This window comes from Synechococcus lacustris str. Tous, assembly GCF_003011125.1.
GTDB classification, from domain to species: Bacteria; Cyanobacteriota; Cyanobacteriia; order PCC-6307; family Cyanobiaceae; genus Synechococcus_D; species Synechococcus_D lacustris.
On sequence record NZ_PXVC01000014.1, the window covers coordinates 1 to 17,873 of the forward strand.

At 55.1% G+C, this 17,873-nt stretch carries 24 protein-coding genes; 11 read left to right on the forward strand and 13 right to left on the reverse strand.

Annotated elements, in window-relative coordinates; genetic code table 11:
- A partial coding sequence (locus tag C7K08_RS04865; protein WP_106499529.1) for an AbrB/MazE/SpoVT family DNA-binding domain-containing protein occupies positions 1 to 221 on the reverse strand: 221 nt, incomplete at its 3' end.
- A 49-nt stretch (positions 222 to 270) separates the two neighbouring features.
- A complete protein-coding gene (locus C7K08_RS04870; protein ID WP_106499530.1) occupies positions 271 to 642 on the reverse strand; it encodes an Npun_F0494 family protein in 372 nt (123 codons plus the stop codon).
- Positions 643 to 667: 25 nt separating this feature from the next.
- Here C7K08_RS04870 and C7K08_RS04875 point away from each other — a divergent pair, with 25 nt between their 5' ends.
- Positions 668 to 1,240 carry a Maf family protein gene (locus C7K08_RS04875; protein WP_106499531.1) on the forward strand — a complete coding sequence of 191 codons (573 nt, stop codon included), beginning with the start codon at positions 668 to 670 and terminating at the stop codon, positions 1,238 to 1,240.
- Between the two features lie 73 nt (positions 1,241 to 1,313).
- Here C7K08_RS04875 and psbC read toward each other — a convergent pair whose 3' ends face one another.
- On the reverse strand, positions 1,314 to 2,699 hold the full coding sequence (psbC, locus tag C7K08_RS04880; protein WP_106499532.1) for a photosystem II reaction center protein CP43: 1,386 nt from the start codon (positions 2,697 to 2,699) through the stop codon (positions 1,314 to 1,316).
- Positions 2,683 to 3,741 (reverse strand): photosystem II D2 protein (photosystem q(a) protein), encoded by a 1,059-nt coding sequence (gene psbD / locus C7K08_RS04885; RefSeq protein WP_106499533.1) that lies wholly within the window; start codon positions 3,739 to 3,741, stop codon positions 2,683 to 2,685. Before psbD ends, psbC begins: the two co-directional genes overlap by 17 nt.
- 184 nt (positions 3,742 to 3,925) lie before the next feature.
- On the opposite strand from psbD, the gene C7K08_RS04890 reads away from it, so the two are divergent.
- Together C7K08_RS04890 and C7K08_RS04895 are read left to right on the forward strand one after the other, a co-directional pair.
- Entirely contained in the window at positions 3,926 to 4,465 is a 540-nt protein-coding gene (locus C7K08_RS04890) for a photosystem I assembly protein Ycf4 (protein ID WP_106499564.1), read from the forward strand.
- Positions 4,462 to 5,142 (forward strand): peptidylprolyl isomerase, encoded by a 681-nt coding sequence (locus tag C7K08_RS04895; RefSeq protein WP_106499534.1) that lies wholly within the window; start codon positions 4,462 to 4,464, stop codon positions 5,140 to 5,142. Before C7K08_RS04890 ends, C7K08_RS04895 begins: the two co-directional genes overlap by 4 nt.
- Here the strand turns inward: C7K08_RS04895 and ilvN are convergent.
- Together ilvN and C7K08_RS04905 are read right to left on the reverse strand one after the other, a co-directional pair.
- Positions 5,127 to 5,657, reverse strand: coding sequence for an acetolactate synthase small subunit (gene ilvN / locus C7K08_RS04900; protein ID WP_106499535.1), 531 nt, complete (start codon positions 5,655 to 5,657; stop codon positions 5,127 to 5,129). The two genes, C7K08_RS04895 and ilvN, sit on opposite strands and share 16 nt — an antisense overlap.
- On the reverse strand, positions 5,654 to 6,589 hold the full coding sequence (locus tag C7K08_RS04905) for an alpha/beta fold hydrolase (protein ID WP_106499536.1): 936 nt from the start codon (positions 6,587 to 6,589) through the stop codon (positions 5,654 to 5,656). The genes ilvN and C7K08_RS04905 overlap by 4 nt, the downstream gene beginning before the upstream one ends.
- A gap of 13 nt (positions 6,590 to 6,602) precedes the next feature.
- On the opposite strand from C7K08_RS04905, the gene C7K08_RS04910 reads away from it, so the two are divergent.
- The 4 genes from C7K08_RS04910 to C7K08_RS04925 are packed head-to-tail and all read left to right on the forward strand — an operon-like array spanning position 6,603 to position 9,099.
- Positions 6,603 to 7,721 carry a class I SAM-dependent methyltransferase gene (locus tag C7K08_RS04910; protein WP_241537057.1) on the forward strand — a complete coding sequence of 373 codons (1,119 nt, stop codon included), beginning with the start codon at positions 6,603 to 6,605 and terminating at the stop codon, positions 7,719 to 7,721.
- Positions 7,722 to 7,746: 25 nt separating this feature from the next.
- Positions 7,747 to 7,845: a cytochrome b6-f complex subunit PetM gene (gene petM, locus C7K08_RS04915; protein WP_106499538.1), complete on the forward strand. Its 99-nt coding sequence runs from the start codon at positions 7,747 to 7,749 to the stop codon at positions 7,843 to 7,845.
- Between the two features lie 58 nt (positions 7,846 to 7,903).
- Positions 7,904 to 8,866, forward strand: coding sequence for an NAD(P)H-binding protein (locus C7K08_RS04920; RefSeq protein WP_106499539.1), 963 nt, complete (start codon positions 7,904 to 7,906; stop codon positions 8,864 to 8,866).
- Between the two features lie 17 nt (positions 8,867 to 8,883).
- A complete protein-coding gene (locus C7K08_RS04925) occupies positions 8,884 to 9,099 on the forward strand; it encodes a hypothetical protein (RefSeq protein WP_106499540.1) in 216 nt (71 codons plus the stop codon).
- Here C7K08_RS04925 and C7K08_RS04930 read toward each other — a convergent pair.
- Positions 9,096 to 9,722: a pseudouridine synthase gene (locus tag C7K08_RS04930; protein ID WP_106499541.1), complete on the reverse strand. Its 627-nt coding sequence runs from the start codon at positions 9,720 to 9,722 to the stop codon at positions 9,096 to 9,098. The genes C7K08_RS04925 and C7K08_RS04930 overlap by 4 nt on opposite strands.
- A gap of 47 nt (positions 9,723 to 9,769) precedes the next feature.
- Here C7K08_RS04930 and infA point away from each other — a divergent pair, with 47 nt between their 5' ends.
- Entirely contained in the window at positions 9,770 to 10,045 is a 276-nt protein-coding gene (infA, locus tag C7K08_RS04935; protein ID WP_106499542.1) for a translation initiation factor IF-1, read from the forward strand.
- Here infA and C7K08_RS04940 read toward each other — a convergent pair.
- The 4 genes from C7K08_RS04940 to C7K08_RS04955 form a co-directional block, all read right to left on the reverse strand.
- Positions 10,042 to 11,415: an FAD-dependent oxidoreductase gene (locus tag C7K08_RS04940; protein WP_106499543.1), complete on the reverse strand. Its 1,374-nt coding sequence runs from the start codon at positions 11,413 to 11,415 to the stop codon at positions 10,042 to 10,044. The two genes, infA and C7K08_RS04940, sit on opposite strands and share 4 nt — an antisense overlap.
- A 46-nt stretch (positions 11,416 to 11,461) precedes the next feature.
- Positions 11,462 to 11,659 (reverse strand): hypothetical protein, encoded by a 198-nt coding sequence (locus tag C7K08_RS04945; protein ID WP_106499544.1) that lies wholly within the window; start codon positions 11,657 to 11,659, stop codon positions 11,462 to 11,464.
- Between the two features lie 88 nt (positions 11,660 to 11,747).
- Positions 11,748 to 12,047, reverse strand: coding sequence for a hypothetical protein (locus C7K08_RS04950; RefSeq protein ID WP_133165156.1), 300 nt, complete (start codon positions 12,045 to 12,047; stop codon positions 11,748 to 11,750).
- Between the two features lie 219 nt (positions 12,048 to 12,266).
- Positions 12,267 to 13,682: a DEAD/DEAH box helicase gene (locus tag C7K08_RS04955; RefSeq protein ID WP_106499546.1), complete on the reverse strand. Its 1,416-nt coding sequence runs from the start codon at positions 13,680 to 13,682 to the stop codon at positions 12,267 to 12,269.
- Positions 13,683 to 13,714: 32 nt separating this feature from the next.
- Between C7K08_RS04955 and C7K08_RS04960 the strand changes: the two genes are divergently transcribed.
- Genes C7K08_RS04960 through C7K08_RS04970 form a run of 3 tightly spaced genes read left to right on the forward strand, consistent with a single transcriptional unit; the run spans position 13,715 to position 15,601 of the window.
- The gene (locus C7K08_RS04960) at positions 13,715 to 13,948 is read left to right on the forward strand and encodes a hypothetical protein (protein ID WP_315856514.1); all 234 of its coding nucleotides are present in this window, start codon (positions 13,715 to 13,717) and stop codon (positions 13,946 to 13,948) included.
- Complete coding sequence (locus tag C7K08_RS04965; RefSeq protein WP_106499548.1) at positions 13,948 to 14,631, forward strand: SDR family oxidoreductase; 684 nt, start codon at positions 13,948 to 13,950, stop codon at positions 14,629 to 14,631. Before C7K08_RS04960 ends, C7K08_RS04965 begins: the two co-directional genes overlap by 1 nt.
- On the forward strand, positions 14,606 to 15,601 hold the full coding sequence (locus C7K08_RS04970; RefSeq protein WP_106499549.1) for a YheT family hydrolase: 996 nt from the start codon (positions 14,606 to 14,608) through the stop codon (positions 15,599 to 15,601). Before C7K08_RS04965 ends, C7K08_RS04970 begins: the two co-directional genes overlap by 26 nt.
- A 275-nt stretch (positions 15,602 to 15,876) precedes the next feature.
- Here the strand turns inward: C7K08_RS04970 and C7K08_RS04980 are convergent, their stop codons facing one another.
- Together C7K08_RS04980 and C7K08_RS04985 are read right to left on the reverse strand one after the other, a co-directional pair.
- The gene (locus C7K08_RS04980; protein WP_106499565.1) at positions 15,877 to 16,458 is read right to left on the reverse strand and encodes an EF-1 guanine nucleotide exchange domain-containing protein; all 582 of its coding nucleotides are present in this window, start codon (positions 16,456 to 16,458) and stop codon (positions 15,877 to 15,879) included.
- A gap of 79 nt (positions 16,459 to 16,537) precedes the next feature.
- The gene (locus C7K08_RS04985) at positions 16,538 to 17,740 is read right to left on the reverse strand and encodes a 1-deoxy-D-xylulose-5-phosphate reductoisomerase (protein WP_106499550.1); all 1,203 of its coding nucleotides are present in this window, start codon (positions 17,738 to 17,740) and stop codon (positions 16,538 to 16,540) included.
- Positions 17,741 to 17,873 lie beyond the last annotated feature (133 nt).

Sequence of the window (17,873 nt, forward strand, 5' to 3'; positions counted from 1 at the left end):
ATATGAGCGAGCCGCTTCTGAGGCAAGGGATATGAGCGAGCCGCTTCTGAGGCAAGGGCCAGTGCCTCTTGCAGGGTTGGGTTGAAAGGTGAGAGTAAAATGCCCTGCTCGGTTTCAATAGCTTCGATTCGATCTCCTGGAGCGAGATGAAATCTACGAGCCATTTCACTTGGAATGGTTGCGCTCACAGATCCACCAGATCTACGYAAGGTAACTTCCATTGCTATGGCACCCAAGGTAGTAGCACATTAATGCTACAGGCTGAACTGCTCACAGCCTCGGCCAGTGGCGCCGGAGCCAATGGCGCAGGCGGCGGAGTTTCGTTGCTGAGGGAATTTCCCCTGGCCACATGAGGAGAACCTGTTTACCCATTGGTGTTAAACGCACTCGATGGGTTAAGCCCTGGCCATCAACTTCGCGGCGCAACACACCTAATTTGATCAACCAACAAAAAATATTTTCAGTGGTATCTGCATTGAGATCGGCTTTGCACCAGCTCCGTTGCGCGCAAACAGCTGGGCTGCTGAGGGGATCAGTTGCGGCATTTTCATAAAATGARCGTTTAAACGGCAGGCAGCGCATCGCTTCTGCAGCCCTGGCTAGGGAATGTTGATCAACGGTGAAATTAGGATTGCTCTGCATAAATCAACTCTAAACAATTTCATTGATGGAACTGTTGTTGGCMTCTGCCTCCCCTTCCCGCAAGCGTTTGTTGGAACAGGCTTGCATTCCCCATCGCGTGCWGGTGAGTGGCATTGATGAAGAGGCAATTCAGCATGCCGATCCATTGCARCTGGTGCAGGATTTAGCAATTGCAAAAGCCAAGGCTGTGGMCCATGCCATCTCAATCGAGGGCATAARTGCAGGTTTAGGCATCTTGGCCTGCGATTCAATGTTTGAATTTGATGGTGAAGTGTTTGGTAAACCAAAAGATCCAGCTGATGCCATTAGCCGCTGGCAGCGCATGGCCGGCGGCTGGGGGGTGTTGCATACGGGCCATTGTTGGCTGGCAGCTGATGGGGCTGAATATGGCGAGATTGTTAGCACAAGATTGCAATTTGCAGCCGTTGGCGAAGCAGAAATCAAAGCCTATGTAGCTACTGGYGAACCATTGAAYTGTGCCGGCTGTTTTGCACTTGAGGGCCGAGGTGGCTTGATGATTGAAMGGATTGATGGTTGTTTTAGCAATGTGATTGGGCTCAGCTTGCCATTATTGCGCCRCTGGTTGAAAAGAARCTGARCGACGAATAAATAAGCAACAAAAAGCCCCCGCATTTCTGCGAGGGCTAAGAATATTGATTGATTGATAAATATCAATCCAAATCTGGCATTGCCAGCACTGGTTCGGCCTTGCGGTCGATTCCTTTTTCAAAGCCAGCGGCTGCAGCCCTAGCACGACCTGCATGCCAGAGGTGACCAACAAGAAAGAAGAAGGCCAGAATGAAYTGAACGGATGCAAGCCAYTGGCGGATATTTACAAAGTTCACCGAGTTTGGTTCGGTGATAATTCCACCAACGGAGTTCAATGATGCATTAGGTGCATGGGTCATGTATTCCGCTGCCCTACGCACTTGCCATGGCTGGATATCATTTTGTAATTTATCCAGGCTCAGGCCRTTGGGRCCCCTTAGTGGTTCAAGCCAAGGACCACGGAAATCCCAGAAGCGCATCGTTTCGCCACCAAAGATGATCTCWCCGGTAGGTGAACGCATCAGGTAYTTACCAAGGCCAGTGGGGCCCATGGCTGAACCGATGTTGGCTCCCAAGCGTTGGTCGCGCACCAGGAAGGTGAATGATTGGGCCTGGGAGGATTCGGCATTGGTGGGGCCGTAAAACTCAGAGGGRTAGGCGGTGTTGTTGAACCAKATGTATGCCGAAGCKATGAAGCTCATGAAGCTCAAGGCGCCAAGGCTATAGCTCAARTAGGCCTCTCCGTTCCAAATAAAGGCACGGCGMACCCAGCCGAAAGGCTTGGTTACCACATGCCATATCCCACCGAAGATGCAGATCAAGCCGATCCAAATATGRCCGCCAATGATGTCTTCCATGGAGTTAACACCGATAATCCAACCYTCGCCGCCAAAGGGGGCACGGGTTAAATAACCGAAAATCACACCKGGGCTGAGGGTTGGGTTTGTGATCARGCGCACRTCACCGCCGCCTGGGGCCCAGGTGTCGTAAACGCCACCAAAGAACATTGCCTTAAACACCAGCAGCAATGCACCCACTCCAAGCAGRATTAGGTGGTAGCCAATGATGTTGGTCATCTGGTTTTTATCGCGCCAATCTTGGGAGAAGAAGGCGGAATAGTTTTCCAGAATTTCAGGGCCGCGGATGGCGTGATACAAGCCACCCAAGCCGAGCACAGCTGAACTGATCAGATGCAATACCCCAACAACAAAGAAGGGATACAGATTYGTTACCTCACCACCAGGACCCACGCCATAACCGAGGGTTGCCACGTGGGGGAACAGGATCAACCCCTGCTCATACATCGGCTTATCGAAGCTGAAGTGACTCACTTCGAAAAGCATCATTGCGCCTGCCCAAAACACCATCAAACCGGCGTGGGCTACGTGGGCGCCAAGGAGGCGACCAGACAAATTGATCAATCGAGCGTTACCAGACCACCAGGCATAGCCGGTGGATTCTTGGTCTTTACCGCCGATGATCAGCGAAGAATCAAAGGGCGTTTCCACGGGGCAGAACCTCTTCTGGGAAGATGAAATTTTCATGGGGCTGGTCGGCTGGTGCCATCCAGGCGCGTAAACCTTCATTCAAAAGAATGTTCTTTGTGTAGAAGGTTTCAAATTCAGGATCTTCAGCRGCCCTGATCTCTTGGCTTACAAAGTCGTAAGCGCGCAGATTCAATGCCAAACCGATGATGCCAATGCTGCTGGTCCATAAACCCATCACTGGCACAAACAACATAAAGAAGTGCAGCCAGCGCTTATTGGAGAAAGCAATACCAAAAATTTGGCTCCAGAAACGATTGGCCGTAACCATCGAATAGGTTTCCTCCTCTTGGGTTGGCTCAAACGCCTTRAAGGTGTTTGCACCATCGCCGTCTTCAAACAAGGTGTTTTCWACYGTTGCGCCATGGATGGCGCACAGCAARGCACCACCAAGGATGCCCGCCACTCCCATCATGTGGAATGGATTAAGCGTCCAGTTGTGGAAACCCTGCAGGAAAAGCAGAAAACGGAAAATTGCTGCCACACCAAATGAGGGCGCAAARAACCAACTGCTTTGTCCTAACGGATAGATCAAAAACACACTTACRAAAACTGCAATCGGCCCGGAAAAGGCAATTGCGTTGTAAGGGCGAATRCCAACCAAACGGGCGATTTCAAATTGACGCAACATGAAACCGATCAAGGAGAAGGCGCCATGCAGTGCCACAAAGGCCCATAGGCCCCCGAGTTGACACCAACGCACAAARTCACCTTGGGCTTCTGGGCCCCAGAGCAACAGCAAGCTGTGGCCCATGGAATCCGCTGGTGTAGACACAGCAGCGGTGAGGAAGTTGCAGCCTTCTATGTAGCTGCTGGCAATACCGTGGGTATACCAGGARGTAACAAAGGTGGTGCCGGTAAGCCAGCCACCCAAAGCCAAATAGGCAGTTGGGAAAAGCAATAGGCCAGACCAACCAACAAATACAAAGCGGTCGCGCTTCAGCCAGTCATCGAGGACGTCGAACCATCCCCGGCCTGCCGGCGCCCGCCCTACAGCGATTGTCATCGATAGAGGCGTGATACCGGGCGATGGTAACAACGTTTTGGGGGTGTTTGCGGCAAATGGAAACGGGCTGAAATCCTTTARCTGAAAGCTATATAAGTAAAATTACCCATTCAGGGTGCTTTGCTGGCTTTATTCTGCCCTGCTTTGCCAGGATGCAAGCAGTTCAATAGCCTCTGCCTTGGCCATATCTACTACTGAAGCGATCAATCAAACGGTGCTTGGCTCCCGCCGGCCATCCAACATTTTGATGGCCGTGCTTATTTCCACCGGGGGCATCGGCTTTCTGCTCACAAGCCTTTCCAGCTACCTGGGTCGCGACCTCCTGCCTGTTGGCCACCCAGCGGCCCTCTTTTTCGTGCCCCAGGGCTTGATCATGGGCGGCTACGGCATCGCAGCAGTGCTTTTAAGCACCTATCTGTGGATTGTTATCGGCATCGATGTGGGGTCTGGTTTTAATTGTTTTGATAAAAAATCGAACACCATCACGATCGAGCGCCGTGGCTTTCGTGAATTAATCAGCTTCAGCATCCCCTGCGCTGATGTTCAAGCGGTGAAGGTGGAGGTGCGTGATGGCCTCAATCCCCGCCGCCGCTTGGCGCTTAAGTTGCGCGGTCGCCGCGATCTACCCCTTACCAGGGTGGGTGAACCGATTGCCTTGGCTGAATTGGAGCAGGGTGGTGCTGAGCTGGCCCGATATTTRGGCGTTCCATTGGAGGGCGTATGAACCGTTATTTGGCAATGCTTTTAAGCATTTTTGCCCTGCTTTGGCTGCCGGCTTGCTCAACAACGGCAGCCCCGGCMGATTTGGGCTGCAACCAAGCTGTTAATACCTGTTTACAGGGCACTGCCAGGGTTGCCCTGAACACTGATAAGGGCCAGGTTTTAATTGAATTGGATGGCAAAAATGCCCCCCTAACCGCCGGCAATTTCCTTGATCTGGTGAAACGGGGTGCCTACAACAACACCGTGTTCCATCGGGTGGTGAATCAACCAACCCCGTTTGTGGTGCAAGGGGGGGATCCCCAATCGGCAAAACCTGGGGYATCTGCAAGTTTATTTGGCACTGGAAACTTCCTTGATCCAGCTTCAGGGGCGCCCCGTTTTATTCCCCTTGAGGTGAAGCTCAACAGCGAAGCCACACCGCGCTACGGCAGGCCCATCAGTGGAGCTCGGGTTACGGATCAGTTGGCCCTGCCCCATCACCGCGGTGCCGTTGCYATGGCCCGCTCCCAGGATCCAAATTCCGCCAGTGCCCAGTTCTATGTGGCCTTAAGTGATCTGCCGGAACTGGATGGCCGTTATGCCGTTTTTGGCCGGGTGATTGAAGGTATGCCGGTGGTAGATCGCATCGTTCAAGGCGATCGCCTGCGCAAGGCCGAATTGCTTCAGGTGGGTAAGTAGCTGCCTGAATTGCGCAGTTTTAGTGATTCAGAATTAACCCCTGAAGCCCTTTGCAGCGCCACTTTTCCGGTGCGGGCGATTTCAAGAATGCCAAAAGGCTGCATTAGTTGCTCTAGGGCCACCAACTTGCCCGGGTCGCCAACCACCTCAAGGGTGAGGGCTTCATCTGCCACATCCACAACCTTGGCCCTAAACACCTGAACAAGGTCGAACACAGCGCCACGGCTATGGCTATCGGCCTTCACCTTCAGCAGCATCAGCTCCCTTTCCACCGCTGGGATATCGGAGAGATCAATCACTTCCAGCACATTCACCAGCTTGAGCAGTTGCTTTGTCATCTGCTCAAGCACAGGCGCATCGCCAGCCACCACCATCGTGAGCCGTGATACCCCCGCCTGCTCAGTGGGTCCCACCGCAAGGCTTTCAATGTTGTAGCCCCTTCGGGCAAACAACCCCGCTATCCGGCTCAGGGCRCCGGATTCATCCTCCACTAACACCGAAAGGGTGTGCTTCATTGCCCCAGCTTTGGCCCAGCCAAACCTAGGCGTTGATGTTCCCAGCTCAATAGCAGCTCGTTAAAGCGCTCTGGATCTTCGTCGTGGGGGCAATGGCCCAGCCCAGCCATCAACTGCAGCTCACAAAGGCCCTTAGGGCTTAACGCAAGCACTTTTTGGCCAATTTGGGCTGGCACCAAGCGATCTTGCTTRCCCCAGAGCAGCAGCAAGGGGCATTTCAGCCGTGGCAATAGCTCTGGTGCCGTTGCCGCCGCTGGCCTCAGCCCCATGCCCCGCACCATCCCTGCTAATGCCCCGGCCGCTCCCTTGCGCCGCGCCGGTTGCTGAATCAAGCGCACAAGTTCGAGGTTGATCCGTTCTGRATTTGCGTAGGCGCTTTTGATGCCAAGCCGCAGCAGTGGTGTTTGGCGAAGCAAGGCAATCAAGGGGCCCAGGGGTAGGAATTTGGCAACAAAATTCAGCAAAAAACGCTCTAGTTGCCTTTTCCAGCGGGGGCGTCTTTTGGGCAGAGCTTGCAGCAGGGTGGGATCAGGCAATGGCGCAGCCACCACTGCCCTCACCAGTTCAGGYGCAAACACAGCGGTGGTAAYGGCCACCAAGCCCCCAAGGGAATTGCCCACAAGGAGGGCTGGCACCTGCACTACCTCCCGCAAAAATTGCTGCAGTTGCCTGCTCCAAAGCCTGTTGTCAAGGGCGATGGCCGGTTGATCGCTTTGGCCAAACCCCAGTAGATCGATGGCRTAAACGCAGTAGCCAGCCGCCGCAAGCCCCGCCACATTGGAGCGCCAATGGCCGCTGGCGGCACCAAAGCCATGGAGCAACACMAGGGCCGGCCCGCCGGGGGGGCCAAGCCGGCGCCAATGGCAACGCCACCGCCCAAACTCACAATGGTGCTGTTCACCCCAATTGCTACCTGRTTGGGGCGTGTTCATTGGTAACCGAGTGGTGACTAATCACTATTGCGAAGCCGCGGCCCAAGTGCTTGTGGGGGARGGTTTTTTTCGGGTTGATTCGCGGCCAGCAAGGGACTTTGGTGTGTTGCTGCTCCGTTGGCTTGCCCGGCAACAGCGCAGCCATGAATTAACGGTGTTGGATGGCATGGCGGGTTGTGGCATTCGCAGCGTGCGCTATGGGCTTGAGGCCGGTGCCACTGAGTTGTGGGTAAACGACGCCGACCCTGAGCGTTTGCCTTTGCTTGATCAAAATCTKGCTGCMTTACCCCATCGCCCCGGTTTGCATTGGCAAACCAGCAAGCAAACAATTCAAAARCTATTGGCCAACTTCGTGTTGCAAGAAAAGTATTTCGACTTTGTTGATATMGATGCTTTTGGTGCTGCCACARGCCTTTTGCCCGCAGCCCTTGGGGCGGTGCGGCTTGGGGGGGTGCTCTATCTRGCTAGCAGCGATGGCAGATCATTCACTGGCCACGATCGAGCTGCAGCCGTGAGGCGATTAGGGGCGGCTGTGCGGGCCCAACCCTGCAGCTGGGAATTGGCATTGAGGCTGCAATTGGGTGCCATCGCCAGGGCGGCCTGGGCCATGGGCCATGGGCTAARGCCCCTGCTGAGCTTCAGCGAAGGACGCACCTTTCGCACTGCCGTTCAGCTAACGCGGCGCCCGGCCCCCCAGGAGGAAGCGCTGCTTGGTTTGCAGGCCTACTGCCATAAATGCGGCAACCACTGGGGTACGTCGCTGCTGGCATGGAAATCCCTTGGCCTTTGCAGTTGCGGTGCTGAGCCTGTTTGTAGTGGGCCGCTTTGGCGGGGGCCATTGCAAAGCCCTGAGGTTCTTAGTGATGCCCTAGCCCTTGAGCAGGCTKGTGCCCCCTCCCTTGCTCCCATGGCCCTAAAGAAGTTGCAGCGCTTAATAAATGACCCCGCTCAACCGGCAGAGGCCTTTGCCTTGGCAGATTTAGCTCGCCAYCTGCAGGGTGGTTTGCCCCGATTGGAACAGCTGCTTGCTGCCTTGCGCGYCGCTGGTTGGCGTGCTGCGGCCAGTGGCATCGAAGCAATGCAATTCCGCACGGATGCCCCATGGGCTGTGGTGTTGCGCTTAGCCCGATAAGCTGCTGTTAGATCGGTTTTCTCCTGTGGCATCTGAAATCTTTGGCATTGCAGCTGTGTTCTGGGTGCTGATCCCCCTCGGTTTAGTGGGCGGTGCGCTGCTGCTCAAATTGCAGGGAGATTGATAGTTACCCTCGGCCCTGGGCCTTGGCTTCTTAAGCTCCCCATCACTGAGGGGTGCTGATGCAAGTACTTGTGTTTGGTGCTACGGGCACCTTGGGGCGTCAAGTTGCCCGTCGTGCCCTGGATGCGGGCCACCAAGTGCGATGCATGGTGCGTTCACCCCGTAAGGCGGCTTTTCTSCAGGAATGGGGCTGTGAATTAACCCGCGGYAACCTGCTTGAAGAGGATTCCCTTGCCTATGCCCTSGAGGGGCAAGAGGCGGTAATCGATGCCGCAACCGCTCGACCCACCGAYAGCGAAAGCGTTTATCGCATCGATTGGGACGGCAAATTGAATTTGTTAAACCACTGCCGCCGTGCTGGTTTACAACGCTTTGTGTTTATTTCACTGCTGGAAGCTGAGCGATTTCGCAGTGTGCCGTTGATGGATATCAAATATTGCACTGAGCAAYTWTTAGCAGAATCTGGTTTGGCCTACACCGTGCTGCGCACCTGCGCTTTTATGCAGGGGGTGATCGGCCAGTTCGCCATACCGGTGCTGGAAAGCCAAACCGTKTGGGTAAGCGGCAGCTCCACACCAATTGCTTACATGAAYACCCAAGATGTTGCCCGCTTTGCTGTGGCGGCTTTAGGCCAAGAACAAACAATCGGCAGCAGTTATCCAGTGGTGGGCCCCAAGGCTTGGAACACAGGGGAGGTGGTGCARTTRTGCGAGCGGTTTAGCAAAAAAGATGCCCGTGTAATTCGAGTTTCGCCCTTTTTGATACGCGCCATGCAAGGGGTGGCATCCTTYTTTGAACCTGGGGTGAATATTGCTGAACGCTTGGCTTTTGCTGARGTTACTGGTGGTGGGGTAAGCCTCAGCTCAGCCATGGAGGAGAGCTACGCCGCCTTTGGCCTAGATCCCTCCGAAACCACAGGCCTGGAGGCCTATCTCCAGGAGTATTACACCAGCATCCTGAGGCGGCTTCGCGAGATGGAGGCCGATCTCGATAAGGATGCCAAAAAGAAACTGCCCTTCTAATTGCTTCTTTTATTGCCATGGCCATTGCTCAGATCAAAAACCTGCAACGGCGGCTCGCCAACCTTGAGCAGGAGGCAGAAGCCGAATTAGACCGAGTTTGCGGSAATCATCTTTGGGCCAGTGTTGGCCCGGATGTKATCGATGCCCTTGAAAACCCAGCCGATCGCGCCCGTGCCAACTACTACTACGGCCAGTTGATGACCGTGCGGGAATTACAGGGGGCAATGGCTTAGTTGATCAASCGTTGCAAGCGCATCTCCTCCTCCGCGCTAACGCTTCGCCATTCACCAGGGGCTAAACCCTCCAGGCTTAASGGTTTAGCCCCATCCATCAAATCAATTGCCACCCGAATCAAGCGCAGGGTGGGAAACCCCACGGCAGCGCTCATGCGCCGCACTTGACGGTTGCGGCCTTCCCTGAGGCTTAACTCAATCCAGCTGGTGGGCACGCTGAGCCGATGCCGAATCGGTGGTTGCCGCGCTGGCAGCGGCCCATATTGATCAGCATCAAGGCAGCGGGCCCTGGCCGGAAGGCTTAGGCCATCTTTCAACATCAGGCCCCGCTGCAGTTTTTCGATGGCAACTTGATCAATAATTCCTTCCACTTGAACCCAGTAGTGGCGCCAATGGCCCCACTTGGGATCGCAGAGATGATGTTGCAAKCGGCCATTGGCTGTTAGTAAAAGCAGGCCTTCGCTATCGGCATCAAGGCGCCCAGCGGCGTATACATTTCGCTGGGGCACCAGTGCTGCCAGGCTCTCCCAGCTGCTGCCAGGTTCCYGCCGAAATTGGCTCAGCACCCCATAGGGCTTATGCAACAGCAAGGTTGCCGTTGATTTGAGCTGGGKGGTGTGCACCTGCGCCTTAAACTGAATGTGAGTTGTTTATTTGGCCTGCCCCCTGCATGATCGAAACGTCTGGTGTGATTGAAAAAGAGCAGGGGAACGGCTTCTATCTTGTTACTTTGGAGCAACCTGCTGGGCACCAGTGCCTTTGCCGKGCGGCSGGCAAGCTCACCAAATTTCGCATCAAGTTGCTGGCGGGCGACAAGGTTTTAGTTGAAATCAGTCCTTACGACTTAACCCGKGGCCGGATTACCTATCGGGAACGCAATGCATCTGCTCCAGGCGGWAGACCCCCAGGTGGTGGCAACCGTCCAGGGGGCCCRCGCCGCCGTTAGAGCAGCGCTTCAATGGCRGCTTTAACACTGCTGCGTTGCTGCACGCCACGCCATTGTTGCTTTAACTCTTTATTTAAAAACAGTTGCAGTGTTGGGGTGCCGGTTACACCAGCTTGGCTAGCAATTTGATTGTCTTCRTTCATATTGATCTCCACCCCCTGGGCAGCACCCGCCAATTCATTCAGGATTCGGCGTAGCTGGGGCTTAAACACGTGGCAAGGCCCGCAGTCGGGGGAGGTGTAGATAACCAGTAGGGGTTTTTTGCTTTCGTGATAAAGCCGCCTTAGGGCATAGCTACCCCCCTGCCAAAGGGCATSTTGATCAAAATCTGCCTCAGTTACCTCGAGGGTTTTGATTGGTTGTTCCGCTGCAACAGGGTCTACCGGTTGGCGAGCTGTGGTGATGGCTAGATCGTTTTCGCTGAGCCAGCGCTCCGCCGCAAGGGCCGCTTGGCAGCCGCTGGCAGCTGCGGTGATCGCTTGACGCCATTGGGCATCAGCCACATCACCAGCTGCAAAAACCCCTTCTTTTGCGGTGGCGGGCGATCCGGCTGTGGTGATTAGGTAACCCTTTCCATCTAGTGGCAGCTGATCTTTGAGAAGGCGCGTGTTTGGGGTGTGGCCGATGGCATAGAAAATACCCCGCACCGCAAGGGTTTCAGCTGGCTCACCAGCGGCATCTAGCAGGGTTAGTTGCTCTAGCCAATCGCTACCGGAAAGGCTGCCAAGGCTGCGGTTCCARTGCACGGTGATTTGGGGATTGGCGAGTACTCGATCAGCCATCGCTTTGCTGGCCCGCAGGCTGCCACGCCGCACGATCAAATGCACATGGCTGCCGTATTTAGTGAGATAAACCGCTTCTTCGCAGGCGGAATCACCACCACCCACCACCGCGAGTTGTTCATTRCGAAATTGGGGGGTGGCCCCATCGCAAATGGCGCAGGCGCTAATGCCATGGCTCCAATATTTTTCTTCATCGGCAATGCCAAGGCGGTTGGCGCTGGCGCCGGTGGCAATGATCAAGCTCTGGCAAGCAATATCAACTCCATCCACCTGAACTAGGTAAGGGCGTTTGGAAAGATCGATGGCGGTGGCATCAGCTTCGATCAAGCGGGTACCCCATCGCACGGCTTGGGAGCGCATGCGATCCATCAATTCAGGGCCGAGGATGCCATCAGGGAAGCCAGGGAAATTTTCCACGTGGGTGGTTGTCATCAACTGACCACCCGGAATGCCCCCATCCTGGTAACCAGTGATCAGCAGCGGATTCAAATTTGCCCTTGCGGCGTAGAGCGCAGCTGTGTAACCGGCAGGGCCAGAACCAACAACCACAAGGTTTTCCAGTGTGCCTTCAGCAGAGGAAGCTTCCATTGAATCGGGCTTATGCGTATTGATTACGTATAAAGCCTAACCAGATCTAGCTCTGGATTACCCCATCCCTCAAGGTGAGCGGTTCTTTGCAGGCGATGGGGCAACCCAGAAGCCAATCGGCGTGTTCCGCGGTTAAGGCATAGCTGGCTTCGATTTCGCCATTGGCCTCCAGTTGATCAAGACGCCACTCAAGCCAGCTGATGGTTTCGTTGAGGCTGGGGTGGATTGAGCTCAATGCATCCATGGCAGCCTCCTTTGGGGTTGAGAGAACGTGGCATTTTTAAATCCACGGGAGTGTATTCAGAGCAACAAATCAAAAAGTCTTTCCATAACTACAGCCTTTGGCCTGGATCGGGGTATGGATCAACCTGWAGGGAYCTGGGTARTTCSGTTCCCTGTTGTTGGCTAGGGGGGAGGCGATGCCAAGGGTCTTCCAGATAGGCGGCACCCCTTAGCCGCCAGGTGCTGCGGGGGCTAGGAGTGGTAGTAACTCCGGTGGGGAGCTGGTAGGGCTCCACCGTGATCATTGTTTGTGCCTTTGCTGCAGGGGTGAAAAGCAAATTGGCGCTGCTCAAAATAACCAACGCAAACGGACCACCAACGGCCCAAATCGAGGAGATGATTGCTTGCATGGCCAGAAGTTATCAAGCTTGACCRCTTTGGCAAGGGCAAGCTGCAAGCCCAAAATGCAAGGCAAAAAAAAACTCCACTGCCCGGCAGTGGAGTTTGGGGTGACGTGCTCGCGGTGGGCTCCGGGCTCCTTGTTTATCCGCCCCCCTATTAAGCAATGGCAATGCCACTTAAGTGTTACTGCTTCCTTTTAGTTGCTAACCAAATGTGACTGAGGTTGTTCAGGAGGCCAGAAACCGCGGCAGTTGCGGACCCTTGAGTTCAATCACCGCGCCAGCAGCATCKGCGATGGCCCGCTGTTCRAGCCGCCAATTACCACTGCCTGAAGCTTGCTCAACGCAGGTTTCTTCAACACTTGYTTCGGCTAGCAGATAGGGAAAGCTGAGGCTCCAATTGCTGGCATAGGCCATCAGTAGCGGATCGGCGGGGGCGTGCACATAGGAGGGGTGCCTAGGCATCGGCTCCAGGGCGCTGCGGCTGCCATCTAGGCGCACCGCCCTGGTGATGGCTTGGAGGAAGCGGCTGCGGGTTGTAACCGTTGTGAGATASGCAACTACCCGCAAGCGCGGTGCATCAAAGCCCTCAGCGCACATGTCTACGCTCACAAGCCACTCCCCCTCGCCGTTTTGGAAGTTTTTGAGCGCTTCCGCCGCGCTTGGGTCTTGCGAGTGCACCAAAACAACCCTGTCGCCCTGCTCCTCCAGCAGCCCAGCAATCCCGCGCGCATGGGTTATGTCGCGGGCTACCACTAGGCCAGCAGCCCCAGGCTGCTGTTGCTGCAATGCCTCCCGCCTGCGCCTGGCTTGAAGCAAAACCTGCAGGGCAATGCTGCTGGAATCACCCAGGCGCACAGCCTGCCTTAGGTTGCGAGCCCGCCAGCTCTCTCGATGTTCGGTTGATAGGGCTGATCTATCGCTGTTYTCATACTCAATCCAGCCATCTTGGAAATGAAAGCGCAGGGGCCTCACATCACCTGAGCTGATCARCTCTTGGGGRGTAACAACTAAATCCGGGGTGATAACCCGYTGCGGCACCCCCTCGATTGTTAAAAGCTTTTGGCGCGAGGAGCAAAACTGCAATTGGTCGGCGCGAAACGGAGTGCCKGTGAGCCCTAGCCGCAGCTTTACGCCATCRCTTAGCTCTTCAAAGCTTTTACCCCAGCCGCCCTCTTCCGGTTGTTGGGGGTTTAAACCGAGGTGATGCACCTCATCGGCCACCACCAGCCATTGCTGCAGGGGCCACCGGCTTTGCAGTAGCTGCTGCCAATGCTTGGGATCCCGTCCCGCTGCCTGGTAGCTCAAAATCAAGCCGTGGGGACCCATTTGCCCCTCCCCTAAATCCAAACCGAGTTTTTTTGCGGCACTGTGCCATTGGTTTGAAATTGAGCTGCGGTGGCAACAGATGCAGATGCCGCTTAGCTGCTGCCCTTGGCGCAATTGCAAAAAAGCATGGAGGCTGCCAAGGGTTTTGCCTGCCCCCGGTCCGGCATGGATCAACACATCTGTGCAGTGGCCTGGTGCTGCCGTKAGCAGCCGGCGCCGCAGCAATTCCAGCAAGCGTTGTTGCCAACCACGGGGACGAATGCCAACCGCTACGGAGCCATGGGGACGGCTAATGGCGAAAGAAATGGAACCCATGGCCAGATTTTGAGTGTTTTTGCGCAGGGTGAGTGGCGCTGGCCGACCTAGCTTCCAGCCAATACGGTTTGTGGTCTACCCCATTGATGTTTAATCCCTCTTCAATCCCCCCACCAATCCCAACAGAACTACTGCAAAAACTGGAACGTTGTTTCAAGCAGGAGTGCGATATCGACCCTTTGATCCTGCGCTTACGCAACCTCCGCAGCCATGGMGCCTGGGCTGAGGTTTGTTGTTTAGAACAGGAACTACTGCCTTTGTTCTGATGCGTTTAGCTGTTACRGGTGCTTCCGGTAAAACCGGTTGGCGCATCGTGGATGAGGCCCGCTTACGCGGYCATCAGGTGGTGCCGATCCTGAGGCCWAATTCGCAGCTGCCCGATGGCTTGGTTGCTGATGGGCTACCGCTAAAGCGCTTGAATCTTGCCGATCAAAATGCCCTGGTGGCTGCCTTAAACGGTTGCGATGCCTTGCTAATTGCCACAGGTGCAAGGCCCTCAATCGATCTGGCCGGGCCCCTGAAGGTAGACGCCCTAGCGATCAGAGATCAGATYACTGCCTGCCGTAGGGCGGGAGTTAAGCGGGTGGTGYTAGTGAGCTCCCTCTGCAGTGGCCGCCTATTCCACCCGCTTAATTTATTTGGCTTGATTTTGMTTTGGAAGCGCCTTGGCGAGCAGTGGTTAGAGGCCAGTGGCCTTAGTTGGACCATCGTGCGGCCTGGGGGGTTAAAGGAAGCAGAGGAGCAATTGGAGCGTGAGGGCATTCGCTTTAGTGGGCCCAACCAACAGGAAAGCAGCAGTATTCCCCGCCGCCTGGTGGCCCAGGTGTGCCTTGATGCCCTTGAGCTGCCAGCGGCGATTGGTCGAATCTTAGAAATCACCAGCGGYGAGGATGTGCCTAAACAAACCCTTGCTGATTGGTTAATTGAAAATCCCACCAGCGCCATTTAGGCCCCGTTTCCCCTGGTTGGGCGGTGATCTGCAAACCCTGCGGGACACCTTGAGGCGTCCCCCCCGCCTGCCCCCCGACGTGGGCTTGCCACTCACCACAGTCCTGCCCTGCGGCGGCGCCTTGCTGGCTTTTCACGATCCCGTTGAAAACCCCCTGGCTTTGGTGCTTTTGCTCCATGGCTTGGGGGGCAGCAGTGATCGWGAGGGTTTACGTCGCATGGGAATTGCGCTTCAAGCAKCTGGCTTTTCGGTGCTTCGCCTCAATTTGCGCGGTGCCGGTAAAGGCAGACCCCTGGCTTCAGGCACCTATGCGGCCCTGTGCAATCAAGATCTGGAGCCGGTATTCCAGTTGGCGCGCCAGCTGGCTAACGGCATTCCCTTGGTGGGAGTTGGTATTTCCTTAGGGGGAACAATTTTATTGAATGCCTGCTTTGAATTTTGCTTAGATGCTTTGGTTTGCACCAGTAGTCCCCTGGATCTTGCCCTYTGCTCTGCTTCGATTGAACGACCCCGCAATCGCATTTATCAGCATTGGTTAGTGAAGCGTTTAGTGCAACAAACCCTTGAAGATCCAGCTGGAATCACAGCAAAGGAAAAGCATGCCCTTAAGCAAGTGCGCAGYATTCGTGATTTTGATGAGGCGATTACAGCGCCTCGCTGGGGTTTTAGTAGCGCTGCTGCCTATTACAAACAGRCAAGCCCCCTATACCAATTAGATCGTTTAAAAGTGCCAAGTATGTTGTTGCAAGCTGATGATGATCCCTGGGTAACAGCATCTACRGCAGAGCAACTGCAGCTTCAAAAGCATAATTTYCCCCTTGAGGTGTTGCTCACCCGCGGTGGTGGCCACAACGGTTTCCATAGCCACGGCGACCATCCCCTKGCCTGCTGGGGCGATCGCCTGGTGGCGGCATGGTTAAAAGCTAAATTGYTTAACCAACCATTCAGTGATCGGTTCACCAGCAATTAGGTGTTGCTGCACAATTCTTTCGATGCGCTCWGGCAGCAAAGAGCCATACACATGGCCGCTTGGCCAAATTAATAACACCGGACCATCGCTACATAGCCGCAAACAATCAGCCTTAGTTCGCAATACAACACCTTCTTTGCGAGCTGGATCTTCTAAMCCKGCGGCTTTGATGCTTTTTTTTAATTGCTCCCAGCATTGGGCCCCCACTGGCCCTTGGTGGCAAAGGGCCTTAGTTGGGGTGGCACAAAGGAACAGGTGATGTTGAACCGTTTGGATCAACGGTTGGCTTCGCTGTGGTTAACGAGCAGATGATGAACGTCTTCCAAACCTTCCTTCGCTTGAATCCGGGCCTGTTCAAAATCACCACCGGCTTCAGGCAGCAGGGCTTCACCAACGCGATCGAGCAGCTCCTCGTGGCGTTCCTGCAGAAATGCCAGCAGTTCTTCTTCAATCACCTGGCGCACAGCTTTGGAACGCAATTTGTTTTGGTCGGCCTCAGCAAAAGTGCCACCAACTAGTTCTTTTACAAATAGCCGTTGGATTTCATTGCTGCGCAAGAAGCTTTCCACCGCATTAATGGTGCCATCGGCCACCGTGCGCTCCACCTCCATCATTTCCTTGCCCAGCTTGAATTCCCAGTCGAGATGACGCTTTTGCCAGCCCTGTTGCTGCAGCATCGGCACCACGGTTTGGGAGAAGGTGTCGATCGAAATTTCGTAGATGCGTTCAGCAAGCCTTTCGCACCAATCCTCCCCGTGGGCCCTGAGGTTTTCTTGCAGTTCAGTGCGTTCAATTTGATGCCCACCGTGGTGGCTGTGGCAAACGTCGCCGGGGCACTCAACGGCAGATAGGGGCATGGCAAGCAATAGGCAACCTTTTTACGTGTTAGCGAGAAATTGAGCGATTGGTAAGTGCTGTGCGGAATATCTTCGACTATCAGAGCGCTTCAGCTGTTACGCGCCTGGCCCAGGCATCTACGGCTAGCACCTCCTCCAGGCTTGGTTCTGCCCGCAATTCCTGTTGATGCCTAGCGCAGGTGCGCTCGATCAGTTTGGGGATATCAAGGAAATGGATGCGCTCCTCCAGGAACATTGCTACCGCCTGTTCAWTGGCGGCATTGAGCACTGCAGGCATGGTGCCAGCGGCCCTGCCCGCGGCATAGGCCAATTCCATGCAGGGATATTTAGCTGGATTTGGTTTGCTGAATGTGAGCGACGCCACTTCTGTGAGATCAAGGCGCCGCCAGGGGGTTTCCAAACGCTCTGGCCAGCTCAGGCAATAGAGCAGTGGCAGTTTCATGTCGGGCCAGCCCAATTGCGCCAGCACTGAGGAATCGGCCAGCTCCACCAACGAATGGATGATTGATTGTGGGTGGATCACAATTTCGATCTCGTTGTAATCAAGGCCAAATAAATAATGGGCTTCGATTACTTCAAGGCCCTTATTCATCAGTGAAGCTGAATCAACAGTGATCTTGCGGCCCATGCTCCAATTGGGATGGCTGGTGGCATCAGCCACCGTTGCCTTGGCGAGATCAGCTGGATCCCAATCGCGGAAAGCACCACCGGAAGCAGTGAGCAGGATGCGCCGCAGGCCAGGGGGTGCAAAACCAGTGGAAAGCCTTGCTGTATCTACCCAAGGGGTGCCCTGGAGGCATTGAAAAATGGCCGAATGTTCAGAATCGGCAGGCAGTAAGCGCGAGCCGCTTTTTTCCAGTTCTGGCAGCACCACTGGGCCAGCTGCAATTAGGGTTTCTTTATTCGCYAGGGCTAAATCTTTGCCGGCGCGAATCGCCGCCAGGGTGGGCAGCAGGCCAGCGCAGCCAACGATGCCTGTAACCACAAGATCGGCGGAAGCCCATGCGGCAGCTGTGCAGATACCATCGCTACCGCCTAAAAGCTGGGGCAATGGCCYGGAAAGCCCAAGGGCGTTTAGGCGCTCTTGCAATTCGTTRATCCGATCGCCATCTGCCAGGGCAACCACCTCTGGCCCATGGCGTTTGATCTGCTCAACCAGGAGCTCGAGGTTATTGGCAGCGGTGAGCGCTACYACCTTGAAGCGATCGGGAAAGTCGTCAACGATTTGAAGGGTTTGGGTGCCGATCGATCCGGTGGAGCCGAGCACTGAGAGGGCTTTCACAGCTGGCGCCTAGGCGGGTGGATGGCCCCAAGTGTCCCATTTACAGGGATGGCAGTGGATTGCCCGCTCACCCCTGCTGCGCCAAGATGCAACAAAATAATGAAAACTACAAATTCATTTCAAAAACAAACTT